The sequence below is a fragment of the Pseudomonas sp. JL3 genome, from assembly GCF_031570575.1.
Taxonomy (GTDB): domain Bacteria; phylum Pseudomonadota; class Gammaproteobacteria; order Pseudomonadales; family Pseudomonadaceae; genus Aquipseudomonas; species Aquipseudomonas cucumis.
This window is the reverse complement of the sequence record NZ_JAKWJK010000005.1, coordinates 46,747-66,189: the sequence shown is the minus strand read 5'-3', so window position 1 is coordinate 66,189 and position 19,443 is coordinate 46,747. Positions and strand designations below refer to the sequence as shown.

Annotated in this window: 21 protein-coding genes; 9 read left to right on the top strand and 12 right to left on the bottom strand. The window is 57.2% G+C overall.

The window, feature by feature from the left end:
• The gene (locus MMG91_RS11345; RefSeq protein ID WP_305448619.1) at nt 1–684 is read right to left on the bottom strand and encodes a helix-turn-helix domain-containing protein; all 684 of its coding nucleotides are present in this window, start codon (nt 682–684) and stop codon (nt 1–3) included.
• Nucleotides 685–1,812 (bottom strand): glycerophosphodiester phosphodiesterase, encoded by a 1,128-nt coding sequence (locus MMG91_RS11340; protein ID WP_310659630.1) that lies wholly within the window; start codon nt 1,810–1,812, stop codon nt 685–687.
• Nucleotides 1,813–2,048: 236 nt separating this feature from the next.
• Here MMG91_RS11340 and MMG91_RS11335 point away from each other — a divergent pair, with 236 nt between their 5' ends.
• Nucleotides 2,049–2,375, top strand: a complete 327-nt coding sequence (locus tag MMG91_RS11335) for a DUF2025 family protein (protein ID WP_030132586.1) — start codon at nt 2,049–2,051, stop codon at nt 2,373–2,375.
• Nucleotides 2,376–2,517: 142 nt separating this feature from the next.
• On the opposite strand, the gene MMG91_RS11330 is transcribed toward MMG91_RS11335, so the two are convergent.
• Together MMG91_RS11330 and MMG91_RS11325 are read right to left on the bottom strand one after the other, a co-directional pair.
• Nucleotides 2,518–2,841, bottom strand: a complete 324-nt coding sequence (locus MMG91_RS11330; RefSeq protein WP_310659629.1) for an antibiotic biosynthesis monooxygenase — start codon at nt 2,839–2,841, stop codon at nt 2,518–2,520.
• Entirely contained in the window at nt 2,838–3,545 is a 708-nt protein-coding gene (locus MMG91_RS11325; RefSeq protein WP_310659628.1) for a CTP synthase, read from the bottom strand. The genes MMG91_RS11330 and MMG91_RS11325 overlap by 4 nt, the downstream gene beginning before the upstream one ends.
• A 15-nt stretch (nt 3,546–3,560) precedes the next feature.
• Between MMG91_RS11325 and MMG91_RS11320 the strand changes: the two genes are divergently transcribed.
• Nucleotides 3,561–4,502 (top strand): LysR family transcriptional regulator, encoded by a 942-nt coding sequence (locus tag MMG91_RS11320; protein WP_310659627.1) that lies wholly within the window; start codon nt 3,561–3,563, stop codon nt 4,500–4,502.
• 6 nt (nt 4,503–4,508) lie between these two features.
• Here MMG91_RS11320 and MMG91_RS11315 read toward each other — a convergent pair whose 3' ends face one another.
• Together MMG91_RS11315 and MMG91_RS11310 are read right to left on the bottom strand one after the other, a co-directional pair.
• The gene (locus tag MMG91_RS11315) at nt 4,509–5,054 is read right to left on the bottom strand and encodes a DUF1003 domain-containing protein (RefSeq protein ID WP_310659626.1); all 546 of its coding nucleotides are present in this window, start codon (nt 5,052–5,054) and stop codon (nt 4,509–4,511) included.
• Nucleotides 5,055–5,194: 140 nt separating this feature from the next.
• On the bottom strand, nt 5,195–5,803 hold the full coding sequence (locus tag MMG91_RS11310) for a TetR/AcrR family transcriptional regulator (RefSeq protein ID WP_310659625.1): 609 nt from the start codon (nt 5,801–5,803) through the stop codon (nt 5,195–5,197).
• Nucleotides 5,804–6,016: 213 nt separating this feature from the next.
• On the opposite strand from MMG91_RS11310, the gene MMG91_RS11305 reads away from it, so the two are divergent.
• Nucleotides 6,017–7,075 (top strand): MBL fold metallo-hydrolase, encoded by a 1,059-nt coding sequence (locus MMG91_RS11305; RefSeq protein ID WP_310659624.1) that lies wholly within the window; start codon nt 6,017–6,019, stop codon nt 7,073–7,075.
• Between the two features lie 61 nt (nt 7,076–7,136).
• Here the strand turns inward: MMG91_RS11305 and MMG91_RS11300 are convergent, their stop codons facing one another.
• Nucleotides 7,137–7,388, bottom strand: a complete 252-nt coding sequence (locus tag MMG91_RS11300; protein ID WP_305448627.1) for an XRE family transcriptional regulator — start codon at nt 7,386–7,388, stop codon at nt 7,137–7,139.
• An 11-nt stretch (nt 7,389–7,399) separates the two neighbouring features.
• On the bottom strand, nt 7,400–7,717 hold the full coding sequence (locus MMG91_RS11295) for a helix-turn-helix transcriptional regulator (RefSeq protein WP_305505149.1): 318 nt from the start codon (nt 7,715–7,717) through the stop codon (nt 7,400–7,402).
• 275 nt (nt 7,718–7,992) lie between these two features.
• Here MMG91_RS11295 and bglX point away from each other — a divergent pair, with 275 nt between their 5' ends.
• Nucleotides 7,993–10,275 carry a beta-glucosidase BglX gene (bglX, locus tag MMG91_RS11290; RefSeq protein WP_310659623.1) on the top strand — a complete coding sequence of 761 codons (2,283 nt, stop codon included), beginning with the start codon at nt 7,993–7,995 and terminating at the stop codon, nt 10,273–10,275.
• A 144-nt stretch (nt 10,276–10,419) separates the two neighbouring features.
• Here the strand turns inward: bglX and MMG91_RS11285 are convergent, their stop codons facing one another.
• Complete coding sequence (locus MMG91_RS11285; protein ID WP_305505153.1) at nt 10,420–11,187, bottom strand: helix-turn-helix domain-containing protein; 768 nt, start codon at nt 11,185–11,187, stop codon at nt 10,420–10,422.
• 113 nt (nt 11,188–11,300) lie between these two features.
• Here MMG91_RS11285 and MMG91_RS11280 point away from each other — a divergent pair, with 113 nt between their 5' ends.
• The 5 genes from MMG91_RS11280 (at nt 11,301) to MMG91_RS11260 (ending at nt 16,663) form a co-directional block, all read left to right on the top strand.
• The gene (locus tag MMG91_RS11280) at nt 11,301–12,119 is read left to right on the top strand and encodes a sulfite exporter TauE/SafE family protein (protein ID WP_310659622.1); all 819 of its coding nucleotides are present in this window, start codon (nt 11,301–11,303) and stop codon (nt 12,117–12,119) included.
• Nucleotides 12,120–12,145: 26 nt separating this feature from the next.
• Nucleotides 12,146–12,835: a DUF6933 domain-containing protein gene (locus MMG91_RS11275; protein ID WP_310659621.1), complete on the top strand. Its 690-nt coding sequence runs from the start codon at nt 12,146–12,148 to the stop codon at nt 12,833–12,835.
• Between the two features lie 98 nt (nt 12,836–12,933).
• Nucleotides 12,934–14,118 (top strand): hypothetical protein, encoded by a 1,185-nt coding sequence (locus MMG91_RS11270; RefSeq protein WP_310659777.1) that lies wholly within the window; start codon nt 12,934–12,936, stop codon nt 14,116–14,118.
• 99 nt (nt 14,119–14,217) lie between these two features.
• Nucleotides 14,218–15,387 (top strand): hypothetical protein, encoded by a 1,170-nt coding sequence (locus MMG91_RS11265; protein WP_310659620.1) that lies wholly within the window; start codon nt 14,218–14,220, stop codon nt 15,385–15,387.
• Nucleotides 15,388–15,481: 94 nt separating this feature from the next.
• Complete coding sequence (locus MMG91_RS11260) at nt 15,482–16,663, top strand: hypothetical protein (protein WP_305448633.1); 1,182 nt, start codon at nt 15,482–15,484, stop codon at nt 16,661–16,663.
• Between the two features lie 7 nt (nt 16,664–16,670).
• On the opposite strand, the gene MMG91_RS11255 is transcribed toward MMG91_RS11260, so the two are convergent.
• The 3 genes from MMG91_RS11255 to MMG91_RS11245 form a co-directional block, all read right to left on the bottom strand.
• Nucleotides 16,671–17,660: a hypothetical protein gene (locus MMG91_RS11255; RefSeq protein ID WP_310659619.1), complete on the bottom strand. Its 990-nt coding sequence runs from the start codon at nt 17,658–17,660 to the stop codon at nt 16,671–16,673.
• Between the two features lie 320 nt (nt 17,661–17,980).
• Complete coding sequence (locus MMG91_RS11250; RefSeq protein WP_310659618.1) at nt 17,981–18,490, bottom strand: Bro-N domain-containing protein; 510 nt, start codon at nt 18,488–18,490, stop codon at nt 17,981–17,983.
• A gap of 388 nt (nt 18,491–18,878) precedes the next feature.
• A complete protein-coding gene (locus MMG91_RS11245; protein ID WP_310659617.1) occupies nt 18,879–19,298 on the bottom strand; it encodes a very short patch repair endonuclease in 420 nt (139 codons plus the stop codon).
• Nucleotides 19,299–19,443: the final 145 nt, after the last annotated feature.

The window sequence follows — 19,443 nt, the reverse complement described above, 5'->3', positions numbered from 1 at the left end:
TCAAGCCAGTAGACGCAGATCGATGTGGTGCAACGCTTGGCGAGCGGTCACGCCGAAGAGCTTTTTCAGACTCCGGGAGAAGTGCGCAGAATCGGCAAACCCGGCCTCGTGCGCCGCATCGGTCACGGGGCTGCCGGCCAGAATCAGCACCATCGCCATTCGTAGTCGCCGCCACAGCACCAACCTGCGCACGGGCAGGCCGAGCTGGCTGGCGAACAGCCGTTGCAGTTGACTCAAGGACAGGTGCGCCTCTGCGGCCAATGCGCTACCTGGCACCTTGGTTGTCAGCCATCTGTCGAGGGCGGACAAGGCGCGCTCGACCCGAGGATCGCCAAGGGATCGGCGCGGACAATGGCGAACAGCGTGGTCGAGACTTTCCAGGGACAGCGCAGCTTCGAACACGACGTTGTGCAGCGCCTGGGCGTCGAACATCAATGGCTCGGCATAGACCGTGAACACCGCATCCGGCGAATCGACAATGGAGTGGCAGACTTGAGAGGGGATGAACAAGCGATGGGCCGTCTGGTTCACGCCGTCGAGACTGACGGTTACCGGTCGATCAGGGGCCAGGATCACTTGATGGGCGTAATGGGCATGGGGCGCGGTGCGCCCCAGCTCTGCGTGGATCAGGCCATAGTCACGCCCTAACCACAGGCGGCCAGTCCACTCGGTGTTTTGTGTCACTCAGTACCCGTTGTTCTGCAACAACTGCGCAACACTCGCCGCTGCCGGGCGCTTGTAGAACTTAAGCAGTTCGCTGGCGCGGTTGGTGAAGATGCCATCGACACCGGCATCCGCCACTTTCTGATAATCCACCGCATCATCGATGGTGTAGACGTGCACCAACAGGCCCTGATCGTGGGTGTACTGGTTCATCCACGGTTTCACCAGGTCCGAATAGCTCTGATCGCCACCCTTGGTCAGTGCGGCAGAAGGCCCGGTACCGATCGCACCCTGGGCTTTGGCGTACTCGACCCATTGCTGGAACTCGGCTTTGTCTTTTGGCTCTTGTTTGGCGTAGTAACTCGCTTTGTCTTTGTCACCGGACTCGGCGAGCGTCACTTTGGATTTCGGCTCGATGCTGCCTTCGCCCACCCACAGCAGCAGGATTTTCGGCACTCGCGGCATTTCCTTCTCAAGCAGTTCGAGGCTGCTCTTCTCGAAAGTTTGCAGCACCACTTTGCCCTTACCCTGGCCGACTGCCAGATTGCTCTTCGCCAGTTTTGAGCCGGTAGGACTCAGCCAGCCGCGGTCCTGCAATTTATCCTTGAGGTCACGCTCGATGCCGGGAAACTGTTTTGGCTCCTTGGTTTCGATGTACAGGCCCGGCTTGTGCAGCGGGTTGCCCTGGGCGATGTCGATGATTTCGTCCAGGGTCAGGATCTTCAGACCCGCGTAGCTCGGGCGTGCGCGATCCGGGTAAGCGCGGTTGAACCAGCTGCCGGCATCCAGGGTTTTGAGTTCGGCGATAGTGAATTCGTTGGCCAGGCTGTCCTTGCGCTCGGGGAATTTGGTGGCGACGTCGGTGGTGCGTTGCAGGTTGTTGTCGTGCAGGGCGAACAGCACGCCATCCTTGCTGCGTTGCAGGTCCAATTCCAGGTAGTCGACACCCAAATCGCGGGCCAGTTTGTAGGCCGCGGCGGTGGATTCTGGTGCGTCGAAAGACGCGCCACGGTGGGCGATCACCGCCGGGTGCGGAATGCCCAGACGGGTGGCCAGTGCGGTGGGGCTTGGCTCGTTGGCAGCCTGTGCCTGGCCGAGGCCGAGCATCAGGCTCAGCAGCAAGGCGCTCTTGGTGAAGGTGACAGGCATGGTCGAAGTCCTTTTGCGATGGGTTTTCAAAGACCTATCTTTTAACAACTGAGCGCCACTTGCGCTATCGCCAGACCGACATAAACGTATTTAAAGCATTTTTTTTCAGCGCTTTTGTGCAGTTCTTTGCAGTACTCTTGGCCCCGGCAATTTCCCCGGCAGAGGGAAACCCGTTCGCTTGCCCTGCGTGTAAACCATCGATCACCGGTCCTTTACGACCTTTTGTGAGGTTTATCATGCGCATCACATCCCAGCTCATTTGCCAGGCCGCCGACCAACTCAAAGGCTTCGTCGGCCTCAATCGCAAGACCGGCCAATACATCGTTCGCTTCAGCGAAGACTCGTTCGGCATGGACGTGGCCGACGACGGCATCATCCCCACCAGCGAATTCGTCTGGGCACCCGGCCCCGAGCAGACCATGACGCTCAAGCGCGAACTGATCCAGTTGCTGCTGGACCAGAACATCGACGACCGGATCAACATCACCGAGCCGCTACGGGTGTACATGAATCGGCGGGAAGTGCCGCAGATTACGGCGGTGAGGAGTTTGGTGCGGGGTTGAGGGTTTGTGGTGGCTGTTCTGGCCTCTTCGCGGGCAAGCCCGCTCCCACAAGGATTTGTAGCGTGCATGCAATCTGGCCCAACCCCGAAAACCTGTGGGAGCGGGCTTGCCCGCGAAGACGGCCTACAGAACACTGCGTCATTTACTGTTTGAACGCATAGGCCCGCTCAACCCTGCACACCCGCGTATGACACGCCGAATACCAGGTCGAACGCCCGCGTTCGCGAATCGCGCTGTGCTCGGGGTGGTGTTTCCAGGCCAGGATCGCTGCTTCGCTGTCCCAGTAGGACACCGTAATACCAAGCCCCTCCGCACCCCGGGCCGATTCCACGCCAAGGAAGCCGGGTTGCTCCCGGGCCAGTTGCACCATGCGTTCGGCGGCCTGTTCGTAACCGTGATCGCCGTCGGTGCGCAGCGAGGTGAAAATCACTGCGTAGTAAGGCGTTGCAGGTGTCTGGGCGATCATGATTTTTGCCTCGCACAAGCCTCGATCAACGCGCGGACCAACGGCGGCAGAATCCCCTTGAGCGCGGCGCGTTCCGGTTGGAACAACGTGGCTACGAAGAACGGATGATCTTTTAGCTCCACCGCCCGCAGCCCTCCCGCCGAGTCGTGGCCAACCGCGTGCAACTGTTGTTTAAGCAGCTCCCGTTCAAACTCAGGATTCACACCATAACGGCAGCGATATCCCTCGCGAATCTCAGCGTTTTCGTACGCCTTGGCGATCAACGAGCCTTCAAGCAAATGAATGCTGTCGACGGCTTCCACCAGCGAACAGGTCAGCGGCGTGAGTAACGCCCGCGTCGCCTCGGGTGAGGTCTCGCCGTGTTCGGCATCGTTCCAGCCCAGAACGTTGCGGGCAAATTCGAGTACCGTGTGCTGAAAACCGCCGCAAGTGCCGAGGAAAGGTCGCTGCTGCTCGCGGGCAAAACGGATCGCCCGTAATGCGCCGTCCATGTCGCGATAAGGGCTGGCGGGCACGCACCAGAAACCATCGAAGTCATCCAGTGGCGTATCGGCGTTGATGGTGTCAGTGGCCAACCATTGAAACTGTATGTCCTTGTCTGAATGTTCGGCGGCCATGCCGAGGGCGATGGGAATGGCTTGGTGGGCGGTGACCTGTGGGTCGTAATCGCCGATCAGGGCGATGCGGATGGCGTTGGTTTCCATGAGTGATCTCGACGCTTGTTGATTCCTGGCACCCACTATAGATTGGCGTTCACGCAATCAATATTGGCGTTATTCCAAGTGATCAATGCACCGACGCACTATCGATTGGACTACCCGGACCTGTCCCTGATCCTCGCCCTGGTGCGCGGCGGCTCTCTGGCCCGGGCATCGGCGTTGTTGAAAGTCGATGTCTCGACGGTGTTTCGCGCCGTCCGCCGACTGGAAGCCGCGTTGGGCCAGCAACTGTTCGAAAAGAGCCGTACCGGTTATCTGCCGACCACCTTGGCACAGACCCTGGCCGAGCAGGCTGAACGCGCCGAACAAGCGCTAGAGGCGGCGCGCATTGGCGTGGAGCAGGGCGGTGAAGTCATCAGCGGCACCGTGCGCCTGACCTGCACCGACTCGGTCCTGCAAAGTTTGTTGTTGCCGGCGCTGGCGCGGTTCATGCCGTCTTACCCGGGGCTGACCATTGAACTCTGCACGTCCAACGATTTCGCCAACCTCAGCCGTCGCGACGCCGACATCGCTTTGCGGCTGACACGCACACCGCCCGAGCATTTGGTTGGCCGGCGGCTGGCGGATATTTCCTACCGGGTCTGTGCCAGCGCGGCCTATCTACAATCGGTTGATTCCCACGACTTGGCTGCATTGACCTGGATCGCCCCGGACGACTTCCTGCCCGATCACCCCACCGTTGCCTGGCGTCGTCAGCAGTTGCCTGGCGTGACACCGGGTTATCGCTGCAACAGCATGTTGTCGGTGACCGAGTTGGTGCGGGCCGGGCTGGGTGTCGCGGCATTGCCGGACTTCCTCATCGGTGATGGACTGCAACCGTTGACCGAGCCGTTGCACGGTTACGACACCGCCCTGTGGTTGCTCACGCGCCCGGACTGCCGCGCGTTGCGCTCGGTGGTGACGTTGTTCGATGAGTTGGGACGGGCGCTGAAGTTGCCTTGAGTCGGATCACGTCTTCGGTGGCTCTTTGCCTACGAAGTGTTGATGCATTTCCGACGTCAGGCTTTCGATACGCTCGGTCAGGGTTTTGGTGATCTCGGTAAGCCGGGTGTTTTGCTCCAGCAACTCCATCAGTTGCGCAGTGTTTCGCGCGGCCTGGGCCTGGCGTTCACTGTTGGCGATGGCCAAGGCTTCACGGTGTCGCGCATCGGCGTCTGACTGGGCTTTATCCCGTGCCGCTTGACGTGTCTGGGCGAGGAGAATCAGCGGCGCGGCGTAGGCCGCTTGCAGGCTGAATGCCAGGTTGAGCAGGATGAACGGGTACAGATCGAAATCCGTCACGCCGAACACGTTCAGGCACATCCAGAGCACCACAATCAGGGTCTGGGCGCCGAGAAAAGTCGGCGTGCCGAAGAACCGTGCAAAGGCCTCGGCGCGCAGGGCAAAACGGTCGGTGCCGAAAGTGGGTGCCAAGTGAGCGTGAGGGCGATGGAAGCGCAGGTGATCGACGGGGCCGGTGAGTTCGGTTTCGGTTTCGCGGGTCGGGGTGCTCATGGTGCTCTCTGCATGGCCGCTGGGACTGAGGCTCACTATAGACCCAGCGCCAGTTTCATTCTGAAACACATTGCGATGTTTTATGCAGCGCGACCGATCAGCGATAGAACGGCGGACATTGTCATTTTTTGCAGCGCGATTCAGAACTCATAACACGCCAGGAACATGTCCAGCGCCGACTCCATCACGGTGTGCTGCATCTCGGGTGACAAGCCTGGCTGGCCCATGGAAATCTGCGGCCAGAACGCAAAGGCCTTGAGCAATCCCTGCATCTGTTGCGCGGCAAACTCAGGCGCGACCGGTTTCAAACGGCCATCGGTCTGGGCGGCGCGAATCCACACGGTCAGGCTTTCTTCACGCTCACCCATGCGGGCGATTATGTTTTGCGCACGCTCGGGAGAATGAATGGCGGCGGCGATCGCCACCCGTGCCAGGTCGAGGAAATTGTCATCGGCCAGTATCTGCAGCTTCGCCAGCAATATCAGCCGCAACTGATCGCGCAGGGGCAGGTCAGGGCGGTAGGCCGTTTCCTGTTCGGCCGTCACCCGGGCCCATAACTGATTGAGGATCTCGGCGAACAATTCTTCCTTGCTCGGGAAGTGGTTGTACACCGTGCGCTTCGACACGCCAGCGGTGGCGGCGATCTTGTCCATGCTGGTGATGTCGAAACCGTTGGCACGGAATTCGGCAATCGCCGCCTGAATGATGGCTTCGCGTTTACGGTCAGTGAGGCGCTGGGGAGCTGTCATAAATACGCTTAGGCAGGAAGAAGTGGGGAACTACACTTGGTAGTTTACTTGTGATCAGCTTTGATGCAACCTTGGAACTACACTGTGCAGTGTAATGTTTTGTTAATCCTGCCCAGTAAAAAATAGAATCTGCGGCTGATGCGTGCGTGCCTTGGCCATTTATCGTCCCAAGCGAAAAATCGTGTGCTGCGGTTTTTCTGGAGTCATTCAGTCATGGCCACTTCAACTTCTCCAGCGGATAACGCCTCAACGCCTGAAGCTTCACGACAGGCTCAAGGGCAGTACCGAAATCATGTACCGGTAAAGCGCGAAGGCTTTCGCAAAACCTTGCGCATTATTTGGAACATGATCTTTCACAAACCGCGCGACACCCGGCCGTCCACCCCGGTCCCGGTGCAAACCCTTACCCAGGCTGCGTTGATCGCTGCGCCCAACCACAGCGTCTATCGCCTTGGTCATTCCACCATACTGCTCAAGCTGCGGGACAAATTCTGGATTACCGATCCGGTCTTCGCCGAACGCGCCTCACCGGTACAATGGGCCGGCCCGAAGCGTTTCCATCAACCGCCGATCAGCCTCGAAGACCTGCCGCCGATTGAAGCGGTGATCCTGTCCCACGATCATTACGACCACCTCGACTATCAGGCTGTCCTCAAACTGGCGGACAAAACGCAATACTTCCTCACCCCGCTGGGGGTCGGCGACACCCTGATCAAATGGGGTATCGATGCCAGCAAAATACGGCAACTGGATTGGTGGCAGAGCACCGAGGTCGGTGGTCTTCAATTCGTCGCCACACCTTCGCAGCACTTCTCCGGTCGTGGCCTGTTCGACAGCAACAGCACCTTATGGGCGTCGTGGGTGATGATCGACGGCGACACGCGGATCTTCTTCAGTGGCGACAGCGGCTATTTCGACGGCTTTAAACGCATCGGCGAACAGTACGGCCCATTCGACCTCACGCTCATGGAAACCGGCGCCTACAACGTCGAGTGGCCGCACGTTCACATGCAGCCCGAGCAAACCCTGCAAGCGCACATTGATCTTAAAGGGCGCTGGTTGCTGCCAATCCACAACGGCACCTTCGACCTGTCGATGCACACCTGGTACGAACCTTTCGACCGTATTTTGGCGTTGGCCTGGGAACGGAGCGTGTCAATCACCACACCGCAAATGGGCGAAGCATTCAACGTGATGTATCCGCAGCGTGGTCGTCCCTGGTGGCTGGGGGTGGACGGTGTCAGCGATCCGATGGTGCCTCAGAACGCTTGATGTTGTGCTGCCGGGCCGCCTGCCATGGAGCGGCCCGGGTTCTGAACCCATCTATCTGCGTTCATCCAATAGGCAGGTTTGGATATTCCGAGATCTTTGCCACGGTCAAATCGCGAAATTTTCCACTCAGTATTTCGTCCAGCTCCTCCTGAGACAGTCCGAGCCTTTGCGCGGCCTCAGTCTTACTCAGCCGACCGGTTTCGAGGAGCAGGCCAATCTTCATGACGTGTTCGGCTTTGGCCCGCATCTCACCCGCCTCGGAATAGCCCAGCGCCTCATAAACGCAGCTGTTGCTTCCATCGATTTCATTCATCTGCTGACACCTCACTCAACCATCGCATAATCCGCACGCCCCACCGGATCCGGCGTAGACCCTCGCACATTCATCCCTCTGCCCGGTGCAAACCCCGGGAAGAACACCAGACCTTGCGATTCAAACCGATACGCCAACGCCAGCCGGGTGACATCCAGCACATCGCGTTCCGCCTCGAAGCGCTGAATGGCATCAACGGAAACCCCGGATTCCCCGGATAACTCTTCAACACTCCAGCCCAGCATCGCTCGGGCCTGGGCACAGTGGGCGGGGGTGAACTGGAAGAGGGCGATACGTTCCAGGGTAATTTTCATCGCAAGAGTGGCCATGGTGTTCTCCGGGCTCGAGAGTGCTGATTCAAAAATATACTGTGTTTTTGTACAGTTGTTTTGGGCCCGGATCAAACTCATTTTTTTGATCGATTCCTTTTTTCGCTCAGGCAGGCGCCTGGGACCGACTACGCTGTTTCTATGCGGGATCTTGAAAGCTCAGGCTTTTCAACTCCCGTCAGCAGCATGATTGAACGTCAGCTTTCTGATTTTCAATACAAGGAAAGTGGCGTTTATGACGCAGTGCGTTACAGCGTTGTGCGGGGAAGGGAATCATGAAAAGACTACGTCTGTTATGTGCCCTGATCGGTTTTACAAGTCTGCCTGTCGTGGCTGATATGGCATCGTTGAGCAAAGAGGCCTTTGTCAGCAACCTGATAAATCAGATGACCCTGGAGGAAAAAATTGGCCAACTGCGGCTGATCGCCATTGATGAAAAGATGACGCCCGAAAAGATACGCGAAGAGATCGCCGCCGGGCGAATCGGTGGTACCTACGGCTCTGTAAGCCGTTACGTAAACCGACCCATGCAGGACGCGGCTCAACAAAGCCGCCTGAAAATACCGATGTTTTTCGGCTGGGACGTGATACATGGCCATCGAACCATTTTCCCCATTGGCCTGGCATTGGCCTCCAGCTGGGATATTGGCGCTATCGAGTTAAGCGGTCGGATAGCGGCAAAAGAAGCCAGTGCCGACGGTATCGATATGACCTTCGCCCCGATGATAGATATCGCCCGGGACCCTCGTTGGGGACGCACCTCCGAAGGCTTCGGCGAAGACACCTACCTGGTGTCGCGCATTGCCAAAGCGATGGTTCAGGCCTACCAGGGCACAAGCCCGAATGCACCCGACAGCATCATGGCCAGCGCCAAACACTTTGCGTTGTATGGGGCTGTCGAAGGTGGTCGCGACTACAACAGCGTCGACATGGGCCTGGCCCGGATGTACCAGGATTACCTGCCACCTTATCGTTCGGCAATTGAGGGGGGCGCGGGGGCGATGATGGTGGCGCTTAATTCGATAAATGGCGTGCCCGCCGCTTCCAATGCCTGGCTGATGCAAGACCTGCTGCGCAAAGCATGGGGCTTCAAGGGACTGGTTATCAGCGACCACAACGGGATAAACGATCTGGTTCAGCATGGTGTCGCGAAGAATCACCGCGAAGCGGCCAGGCTCGCGATCAGGGCTGGCGTTGCTATGAGCATGAACGACTTCTCCTATGGTCCGGAGCTAAAGGGGCTGCTTGAGTCTGGCGCTATTTCCCAGAGCAATATCGATAACGCGGTACGGGAAGTGCTGGGGGCCAAGTACGACATGGGGTTGTTCGAAGACCCTTACCGGCGCATCGGCGTTGCCAGTGAAGACCCCGCTGACAACAATGCCGAACACCGTCTGCACAGAGCGCAGGCTCGTGAGGTGGCACGCAAGACATTGGTGCTGCTCAAGAATGAAAACGGGCTCTTGCCGCTAAAAAAAGAGGGCGTGATTGCGCTCATAGGTCCGTTGGCAAAAAGTTCCGTCGACATCATGGGCAGTTGGTCCGCAAGCGGTGTGCCCGCGCAATCGGTGACGATCTACGACGGACTGAAAAACGCGATGAACCAGGGCTCGCTGATCTATGCCCGAGGCGCCAATCTCACGGAGGATCTGGAGGTTCTCAAATACCTGGGCGAGTCCGAAATCAAGAATGACCCTCGTCCGGCAGCAGAAATGATTGACGAAGCGGTCAAGGCTGCACAGCAAGCCGATGTTGTGATTGCAGTGGTGGGCGAGCCCCGCAGTATGTCTCATGAAGCGGCCAGTCGAACCAGCCTCGATCTGCCTGGGCGCCAGAGTGAATTGATCACTGCCCTCAAAGCCACCGGCAAGCCGCTGGTACTGGTATTGATGAACGGTAGGCCACTGTCCATCGGCAAGGAGCAGAAGTTGGCCAATGCGATTCTGGAAACCTGGTACAGCGGCTCCGAGGGAGGCAACGCCGTTGCCGATGTGTTGTTCGGGGACTACAACCCGTCCGGCAAGTTACCCATCACCTTTCCACGCTCCGTGGGGCAGATCCCCAATTACTACAGTCACTTGAACACCGGTCGCCCCTACATAGCGGGTGCGCTTCGCAACTACACGTCTCAATATTTCGATCAATCTCATGGTCCGCTTTATCCCTTCGGCTATGGGCTCAGTTATACCGATTTCAGCCTGACCGACATGGCTCTGTCTTCGACCACACTGAGCAAGACCGACAATCTCGTCGCCAGCGTCATGGTGAAGAATGTCGGCCAGCGCGACGGCGAAACGGTGGTTCAGCTATACATCCGCGATGTCGTTGGCTCCGTCAGCCGTCCGGTCAAAGAACTGAAGAACTTTCAAAAAATCATGCTCAAGGCGGGAGAGGAGAAAGCAGTCCATTTCAGCATCAATGAGAACGACTTGAAGTTCTTTAACGCCCAACTGGAACACGTCGCTGAGCCGGGTGAGTTCCGGGTGCAAATCGGTCTGGATTCTCAGAATGTGAAGGAGCAGAGTTTTGAGTTGCTGTCAGAACAAGGCAGTGGCTAAGACCGATCAGGAAATGCCAAACGCAGAACCTGTGGGAGCGTGGCTTGCCCGCGAAGAATGCACCGCGGTTTTTCAGGTATTACGCGTCATCGTTCTTCGCGGGCAAGCCACGCTCCCACAGGTTCTGCGTTTGCCGCGAGCTCGCTATTTCACCCCCTCCAACCAAACGGACGGTGCCTGCCCCAGCACGCGACGAAACATCGTCGAGAACGCCGCCGGGCTGTCATAGCCAAAATCCAGCGCAATCCGCGTTACCGGCGTGCCCACCGCCAGCCGCGCCAAAGCCAGCACCACACAGGCCCGCTGCCGCCATTGGCTGAAATTCAGCCCGGTCTGTTGGCGGAACAGGCGATTGAAAGTACGCAAACTGATATGCAACTGATCAGCCCATTGTTGCGGCGATTGGTGAGCGTTCGGATGCTGGAGAAACGTCTGACACAACCCAAGCAGCCGCGAATCCAGGGGCAGCGGAATGTGCAACGGCAAGTGAGCGCTACGGGCCAGTTCATGCAACAGCAAGTCAATCAACACACCGTCGCGCCCGGCCTCGTCATACTCCAACGCAACCTCCACCGCCTCCATCAGCAAATGCCGCATCAACGGCGAAACACTGATCACCTGGCAGCGATTGCCCAAATCAACCGCCCCCGGCTCGATGTACAAACTGCGCGTGCTCACCCCCAGCATCAACACCTCATGCGCCACCCCCGGCGGAATCCACACCGCCCGCTGCGGCGGCACCACCCAATTGCCGTCGTGCGTACTCACCTGCATCACCCCGGTGGCGCCGTACAACAACTGCGCCCGCCGATGGGTATGGCGCGGCAACAGACGACCATCAGGATAATCCGTGCCGATGGCCACCACCGGCCGTGGTGTGTCGTCCAGCAGATCAATCGAAACATTGCGCATCGAGCGGGCATCCAGCGGTTGGCGTAAACGCAAACATTATTGGCTGGCTTGCTGAAGCAGGCCAAGCCCCATCGCTCTATCGTCGGCCACTCTCAACCAACGGACGATGCGCAATGTTCTTCTACCTCTTGCTGGCAATCTTCGGCTGCATGACCGGCGTCACCGCCGTGCTGTTCGGCTTCGGTGGCGGATTCGTCGTCGTGCCCTTGCTGTACCGCATGCTCACAGCCAGCCACGGCGCCGACGATCCCATCAGCCAATCGGCGATGCACATCGCCGTGGCCACCTCCACCAGCGTGATGATCGTCAACGCCCTGATCGCCACCGCAAAGCACCACCACGCCGGTAATCTCATTCGCCATTACCTGTGGCCGTTGGGCGGGTTCATCGGCCTGGGCGCTATCGTCGGAGCTGGTGCGGCGATGTGGGCGAGTGGTGAGCTGATCCGTTTTGCCTTCATCGCCTACCTCGGCGTGACGATTCTGGACTGCCTGTTCCGACGCGGTTTTCTCACACAGTCCGACGCTGTAATCCCAAGGCGATTGGGCAGGGCAGAAGTGTCTGGCGGCGGTGTAGGCATCGGCACCATTGCCACTTTTCTCGGCGTGGGTGGCAGCGTCATGACCGTGCCGTTGTTGCGGCGTTGTGGGTTGAGCATGTCTCGGGCTACATCGATGGCCAATCCGTTGAGTTTGCCCGTTGCGGTGGCTGGGACGCTGACTTACATGGCGATGGCGGGGGTTGGCGAGTTTGATTTGGGGCCGTGGTTTGTCGGTTATGTGGATGTGCTGGCGTTTGCGGTGCTGACGGTTGGGTCGCTGGTGGGGATTCGCCTGGCGACGCCATGGATCGGGCGGATACCGGATCGGGTGCATGCGCGGGTTTATATTGGTTTGCTGCTTTTAGTGATGCTTGGAATATGGGTTAAATAACGGCACAGGCCTCTCGAGAACCCAGGATGTTGATCTTCAACTGCACCGAAGCAGCCAGTAACTTCTTCAGTCGCGTGAGCAAGGGTAAGAAAATCACTCCGGTGGAGAAACCGCCATCACCCGTTATCGAGGATGATGAGCAGGGCGATTCAACCGAACAGTGGCTGGTTCACGCCATCACCGTTCAACGCAAGCACGTGCTGTTCGTCATCCACGTGCAAACCCGCTACTGCATGATCTTCGCCGACGCTAAAAAGGCTGACGTCGAGGGTTTTGTTCATCGGTTTTCTGATCGCTGGATCTACGGCTTGATGCGCCACGCAGGGCAGAACGACATCCTGCAGTGGGTTAACGATGAGCCGATGATGGAGCGTTTCCAGGAAAACTGCGGGCAGTACAGGTTTTACAAACGCGGCCATCGCGGTGCGCAAAAACACATCAACGAAATCGCTTGGATTTTTGAGGATTGCGCCGCCGAATGGGGATCTTTGCCTTCGGACGAGTTCTCGGCTGGCCGTTTCGATGGTGATATGAATGACACCCCGAGAGGCGATAAAGGGCACAAGGACTACTACTTTCCGGATGAGGAAATGATGGCCCATTGGTTACGCCAGTGCTGCGGTCTCGACGAGTCAGGCATTCAAGCTGCGCGTGATCGGCGTAAAGAAGTGCAACGGGAAGCTCGAGAACTGATGCATCATCTTGAGCAGGGCTGATTGAACATCGCCAGATCGATTCTCAGACGCTGATTCGCGATAATCCGCCCCCACCATTTCGTGAGCAGACGCTCACTTCTTTCAAGGATGATTTGATGATGTTTAAAGGACTGTTACGCCTCGCACCCTGCGCCACCTTATTACTCGCGTTCTGTTCGACAGCCGATGCGGCAGACAACAATCGCGTCTTCACCGGCACCCTGGGCAACATGCCGATTGTGCTGGAACTCAACACCAATCAGCCGGATGAAGTCACCGGCCGCTACTTCTATGAGAAATACCATCGCGACCTGGCGCTGAGCGGCTCGCTGCAAGAAGAGACGCTGACGCTAACCGAAGGCAACAACCGCTACGGCGACGACAACCCCCTGCCGAACTTGAAGCTGCAAGAAACGGCCAGCGGCTGGCAGGGTGAATGGAAAAGCCCCAAGGGCAAAGTCCTTCAAGTGCAGTTGACCGAGGCCAACCCTCCAGCCCCGGCGGCGGACGCCTTGCCCTTCATTGCTGCGCTATCGAAAAGCGACCCTTACGAATATCTCCGCCTGCAAGGCTTGAAACTCAAACCGGGCAAGAAAGAGTCCTTCATGGGCTACGACCTGCAATGGTGGATGCAGCCCGAGTCCAGTCTCTCCATGTTCAGCGTCGAATCCGGCTACCCGAAAGCCGACCAGCAGCGGATCAATCAGCAATTGTTGGGGCGGCTCTGGAGCGAAGTCATCAGCTACCACGGTTGTGTGCTGCAGGGTTCAGGTAATGCCGAGTTCGACCAAGGTGTCGGCCCCAAATTCCTGTCACCCGATGTGGTCAGCCTGAACATCTCCACCAGCTACTACTGCGGCGGTGCTCACCCGGATTTTGGTAATTCACCGATCAACCTCGACGTTCGCACCGGTCATAATCTGTCGCTGGAAGACGTGCTGTGGATTGGCAAAGGCAAGCCGCTGCTGCACGCCGATCGCGACGGCGCGGGCGACACAGCCTTGACCGAGGAAGAAGACAAAGCACGATTCACCTATCAGCGCGAAGTGTTCGTGCCATGGCTGATCAAGCGTTTCACCGCGCTGTACCCCGACGAAATGCAAACGCCGGTGGACGAGGACAGTTGCGATTACACCGACGAAAGCGTTTGGGGGTATTCCAACTGGTACTTCACCGATAAAGGCCTGTACCTGGGACCGTACTTCGCCCGCGTGCAACGCAATTGCGATGACCCGGGCTGGTCAGTGCTGCCGTACGCCGTGGTCAAGCAACATCCTGGCGGCGTGGCGCTGCAATTGCCCTGAGGCTGGGTTACGCAAGTATTGCGGACTGGGTGCGTATGACTTCAAGCTGCACCCGGTCATCCCCCACGATCACTCGCTCGTTTATACAAGGATGATTTGATGTTCAAAGGATTGTTTCGTCTGGCCGGCATTGTCGTGCTGGCGTGTTCAACTTTTTCTACCGCGCTGTGGGCTGAAAACAGAACTCTGGTTTACACCGGAACCGTGGGCAAATCGCCCATTGTGCTGGAAGTGAGCGCCGACGGTAGTGAGGGGCGCTACTTCTACCAAAAGTACCGCAGTGATCTAGTACTCACCGGACAAAAAGAAGGCGATACCCTGATACTTGACGAGGGTAGCGAGTCTGACAATGAGGGTAAAAGTCTCCCGCAAATTCGCTTGCAACCCAACCCCGATGGTTGGTCCGGCGAATGGACCAGCCCACAAGGCAAAGTCCTCAAGGTCGAGTTGCAGCAAGCCAAGCTCCCGCCGGTGTCCGCCGAAACGTTACCCTATCTCGTCAGACTCCATGACAAGGCGCCGTACGAATACCTACGTCTGCAAGGCCTGAAACTCAAACAAGGACGGACCGAAACGTTCATGGGGTACACGCTGCAATGGTGGGGTGAGCCGCAGACAAATATGGAAGGCTTTGAAGTGGTTTCGGGGTATACCGCAGAAACGCGCCAGCGTCTCAATCAGCACTTGATGGCGCGGTTGTGGCAGGGCGTGGCGGGGCATTTCGGGTGCTACGTCGATGGTAAACGGGGCTACTACAGTCAGGGGATTCAGCCGTTGTGGATGACGTCCTCCGTCATGAGCGCGATTATCTCATTCGACTACTACTGCGGTGGTGCGTACCCGGATCAGTACAATGAGGCACTCAATCTCGATACCCGTACCGGGCAAGTCCTGACGCTTGATGACGTGCTGTGGGTGGGGCAGGGCAAGCCACTGCATTTCGAGCAAACCTACGACTACGATGAACCTTCATCCGAGTCATCCGATACCTATTTCGACTACCGCTCCAAGGAGCTGGCGCCTTGGCTGGTGGCGCAACTGCTTAAGCTCTATCCCAAGGAAATGACGACAACGCCTGAAGGGGAGAACGAATGCGGCTACAACGACGACTACCCTTGGCGCTATCCGGACTGGTACTTCACCGAAAAAGGCATCAAGTTAGAGCCGTCCTTCCCTCACGTGGCTGCCGTGTGCCGAAACATTGACTGGGGCGTCCTGCCTTACAGCCTCATCAAACAACATCCCGGTGGTGTAGCGCTGCAACTCTGAGGCTGGGTTGCACAAATATTGCGGACTGGTGGGTGCGTCTGCTGCACCCGGCCATCTCCCGCGAGCACGCGTTCATTTATACAAGGATGATTTGATGTTCAAGGGGCTGTGGCGTTTGATCGGCATTGTTGTGCTGGTGTGCTCAACATTTTCTACTGCGCTGTGGGCCGACGGCGGCAAGCAGGTTTACATCGGAACGTTAGGCCAGTCGCCAATAGTGTTGGAGATGAACACCTATAACCCTGAGGACGTGAGCGGGCGCTACTTCTACCAAAAATACCGCAAGGACTTAATGCTCGGTGGTAGAAAGGACGGCGAGACGCTGGTAGTCGATGAGGGCAACAATAGCGATCATGGGGGCACGCCGCGTCCGAAAATTCGTCTTCGGCCAACGCCCAATGGCTTGTCCGGGGAATGGACCAGCCCCCAAGGCAAAGTCCTGAAGATAGAATTACTGCAAGCTGAACTACCACCGGTTCCTGCGGGTACTTTGCCTTATCTCGCTCTGCTTCATGATGTGGCGCTTTATGAGTACTTGCGCCTGCAAGGTATGAAACTCAAACAAGGCAAGACCGAAACCTTCATGGGCTACACACTGCAATGGTGGAGCGAGCCGCAATCCGGGATGTCGTTGTTTGAAGTGGTTTCGGGTTACACCGCCGAAGAGCAGCAACGCATCAATCAGCAGTTGATGGGGCGTTTGTGGCAGCAAGTTGTCATCTTTCACGATTGCCTCACCCAGGTCGGTATGAACGCCTACAGCCAAACGGCCGATCCGTTGTGGATGTCACCCTCGGTGATCAGCGTGAACATCAGGGCCGAATCCAACTGTGGCGGGTCCTATTCCGATGAGGACGACATGCCATTCAGTCTCGATACCAAGACCGGCAAGACCCTGGCGCTGGAAGATGTGCTGTGGATAGGACAGGGTGAACCGAAGCATTACGAACTGAGCCAGCTCGACGACAAAGCGTCTTATGACGCGTATCTCGACTATTCCGAATACCGCACTAAAGAATGGGCACCGTGGCTAGTGGGTCAATTGCGTACGCTCTACCCCGAGCAAGTCACCAGCTCGACTGATCGAAATGATGATTGCGTCTACGGTGAAGAGCAGTCGTGGATCTTCCCTTCCTGGTACTTCACCGACAAAGGCATCAAGTTGCTGCCTGCATTTGCCCACAACCAAGCCATGTGCCGAAATGTGGAATGGAGCATCCTGCCGTACAACCTGATCAAACAACACGCTGGGCATGTGGCATTGAAGTTGCCCTGACACTGAATTACTTATCCGCCAACCCCGGCGCTTCACGAATAATGAAGTGATCCAGGTTCTCAATATTGGCACTGAACACCCCGAACGTTTGTTCGGGGTTTTTCTTGCTCGGCACCTGCTTCAACTCCGGCGTCACGCCATAAAAGAAGCAATACAACTCCGCTTCACTGTCGATGGCGTGCTTGATCTCTTCCAGAAACGCTTTGCGCTTGCGGTAGTTGTCGATCAGCTTCTTGCTCAGGTAAACGTTGACCGAATAAGGCTTCTTCTTCGCCTCATCCGCTTGCTTGAACCAGACTTTCTGTTCGAAATCGATACGAAAGCTCTGCGTGTAATCCTTGATCTCCTTGATCTTGCCCCAGTAAATCAGCCCCTTGTTGTCCTGCAGGTACTCGATCTTCTTGAAGAACGACCCATAAGGCGCCGTGTGCTCGCCAATCTTCAGCGGCATGCGCTTGAGCAGCTCCTTGTCCGCGAAGTTCGACACAAAACACTCCACCGGATGGGCGAAGACACTGGTCTTGTCCGGCGCCGACTCGCGGATTGGGTGCTCGAGGTTACTGGCCGCTGAAGTGGGTTTTGGGTCATCCCGCATGACATCCGCCGCCACGGTTGGGTTCGACGGCTTACGCACATACTCACGCCGAGTCAGCAACAACTCCGACGGGAAATGCTCCTCTCGACTGTCATCCGATTCCGCACCATCCGCCTCCAGGCCCGACGCCGGCGTCTTCAGGCTGACATAAGGACAACCCTCGACATGCCGTGTGCTGGGAATGTTCTTGAAGTGCGGCGTGCGCACGTAATTCACATTCTTGGCGTTGAACGTTCCCAACACGTTGGTCGCATCAAACGCCGAACGGCAGGCATCGTTGGGGCACTGGAAATGCTCCTTGGCGGAATCGAACTCCATGGTTTCGTCGAAATTCAAATCGCGCACGTCATAGATCGACAGCTTGTCGTCGAGGCTGAGGCAGTAGGCGAGGTCGAATTTCATGGCGGGCTCGGGTCCTTGAGTGGGGAAGGGTATTAATAGCGGGAGGCGGGGCGGGTTGCACTGACTGTTTTCAATACACCGCAAATCGATGGCAACACACCAAACCTGTGGGAGCGGGCTTGCCCGCGATTCTCAAAATCACCACAGCAATCAAGCCCACCACCATCCCTGTGGTGAGGGGGCTTGCCCCCGTTGGGTCGCGAAGCGGCCCCAAAGCCGGTAAACGCGGCAGGTCAGGCCGAAAGCGCCAATGAAGATGCCACATAACAAAATCCGCTGCTTGAACCTCAAACAGCGGATATTTATGTCACGACAAACAATCAGAACCCACGCAATACCCTGGAAGCCTTCCGCCACCAGGACTCACGTCTATAGACCGGACCATCCGCCAACACACAAGGCATATCCCGCAACCGAATCCAGGGTTCATCCTGCCAATGCAGCATGCTGAGCGACATCTGAGGCCAATCCAGCACACTCAACGTCGGACGCTCGACCGCTCGCGATGGTCGAGCGTCACGCAGCGCAGGCACCACCTGATGCGTCAGCCACTCGCGCAGCAATCGATACTCAGGGCAGTAGTGATAAACCAGCAACGCATACACACCGGACTCGCTCACCATCAAGCGTTCTTCCGCAGCGCCGTGGGCGTAGACAAACATCATCTGCCGCTGATCAGCATCGAGCTTGCGCGACATGCGTTCATCGAGGTACTTGCCCATCAAACGCCCCAGGTCATGAGCGCAGAACCAGGCTTGGTTCTCCACGAGAAGGGCGTGAAGGTAGATGTTGTGACGGGTGAAAAGGGTTGATATGAGCGGTTCAGACATGGCGTACCTCCTGAGGCGGAAGCACGAGAATTGATGCATGGGTAAGGCGGTTCACCTTCATCATGAAGGATAGGGATACAGGCATTTCCTTTACCTCTGGCTGCTTTCTTAGGGCATTCGTTATGGGTGTCGGGAGCTAAGAAACCCACCAGAGACGGGCCGGACATATTCCCCTTTCGGGTCTTGTATTCGCCCACTCCCGACATAACGGGGATTTTTCGCAGACGTAGAGGAACCGCAGACGAAAAAAAGCCGCATGACTGTCGGGTGCGGAGGACCGCTCTGGTTGAGGCGTTTCTTAGGCGCCGAAACTGAAGCCTAGGGTGTCAAAGCAGCATGGTCAACCCTATAAAATGGATCATCGACTGTTTGCTAAATGCACGTAGGTTTACGCATTCAAACCGAATGCGAAACGGATTTCATTGCGTAGGACTTCTCTGTCTTTGGTATGGCATTCCCAAACAACTACGACTTTCCACCCAAGTGCCTTCAGCTTCTCCTGAACCTGCGAGTCCCGCTCAACGTTCTTCGCGAGTTTAGGAAGCCAAAAGTCGAGTCTGCTTTTGGGGGTATACGCATATTTGCAGTTAGGATGCCGGTGCCAAAAGCAGCCGTGGACGAAGATGCATAATCGATGTCTGGGAAATACCAGGTCAGGCGCACCTGGCAGATCTTTACGATGCAGTCGATAGCGAAGTCCTATTTCATGGCACACCGAACGCACAACCATTTCGGGTTTCGTGTTTTTACCCCTGATCATTGACATGATCTTGGAGCGGTGTTCTGGGGAGACGATATCTGCACTCATCAAGTGTAGTCACCCGCGCTAGTCCATTGATTCGATTTTTTGATCGAGATTCGTAAGCGAACAGCAAACATGCCTTCCGACCTCCCAAATTGAAGGACGTCCTCACTTGCCTGGCGACGCAACGGCGAGTGAAATAGGGGAACTG

Coding starts and splice junctions, on each gene's coding strand:
- MMG91_RS11340 (WP_310659630.1), bottom strand. CDS start 1,812: ATGCCTGTCACCTTCACCAAGAGCGCCTTGCTGCTGAGCCTGATGCTC.
- MMG91_RS11335 (WP_030132586.1), top strand. CDS start 2,049: ATGCGCATCACATCCCAGCTCATTTGCCAGGCCGCCGACCAACTCAAA.
- MMG91_RS11330 (WP_310659629.1), bottom strand. CDS start 2,841: ATGATCGCCCAGACACCTGCAACGCCTTACTACGCAGTGATTTTCACC.
- MMG91_RS11325 (WP_310659628.1), bottom strand. CDS start 3,545: ATGGAAACCAACGCCATCCGCATCGCCCTGATCGGCGATTACGACCCA.
- MMG91_RS11315 (WP_310659626.1), bottom strand. CDS start 5,054: ATGAGCACCCCGACCCGCGAAACCGAAACCGAACTCACCGGCCCCGTC.
- MMG91_RS11310 (WP_310659625.1), bottom strand. CDS start 5,803: ATGACAGCTCCCCAGCGCCTCACTGACCGTAAACGCGAAGCCATCATT.
- MMG91_RS11305 (WP_310659624.1), top strand. CDS start 6,017: ATGGCCACTTCAACTTCTCCAGCGGATAACGCCTCAACGCCTGAAGCT.
- MMG91_RS11300 (WP_305448627.1), bottom strand. CDS start 7,388: ATGAATGAAATCGATGGAAGCAACAGCTGCGTTTATGAGGCGCTGGGC.
- MMG91_RS11295 (WP_305505149.1), bottom strand. CDS start 7,717: ATGGCCACTCTTGCGATGAAAATTACCCTGGAACGTATCGCCCTCTTC.
- bglX (WP_310659623.1), top strand. CDS start 7,993: ATGAAAAGACTACGTCTGTTATGTGCCCTGATCGGTTTTACAAGTCTG.
- MMG91_RS11285 (WP_305505153.1), bottom strand. CDS start 11,187: ATGCGCAATGTTTCGATTGATCTGCTGGACGACACACCACGGCCGGTG.
- MMG91_RS11280 (WP_310659622.1), top strand. CDS start 11,301: ATGTTCTTCTACCTCTTGCTGGCAATCTTCGGCTGCATGACCGGCGTC.
- MMG91_RS11275 (WP_310659621.1), top strand. CDS start 12,146: ATGTTGATCTTCAACTGCACCGAAGCAGCCAGTAACTTCTTCAGTCGC.
- MMG91_RS11270 (WP_310659777.1), top strand. CDS start 12,934: ATGTTTAAAGGACTGTTACGCCTCGCACCCTGCGCCACCTTATTACTC.
- MMG91_RS11265 (WP_310659620.1), top strand. CDS start 14,218: ATGTTCAAAGGATTGTTTCGTCTGGCCGGCATTGTCGTGCTGGCGTGT.
- MMG91_RS11260 (WP_305448633.1), top strand. CDS start 15,482: ATGTTCAAGGGGCTGTGGCGTTTGATCGGCATTGTTGTGCTGGTGTGC.
- MMG91_RS11255 (WP_310659619.1), bottom strand. CDS start 17,660: ATGAAATTCGACCTCGCCTACTGCCTCAGCCTCGACGACAAGCTGTCG.
- MMG91_RS11250 (WP_310659618.1), bottom strand. CDS start 18,490: ATGTCTGAACCGCTCATATCAACCCTTTTCACCCGTCACAACATCTAC.
- MMG91_RS11245 (WP_310659617.1), bottom strand. CDS start 19,298: ATGAGTGCAGATATCGTCTCCCCAGAACACCGCTCCAAGATCATGTCA.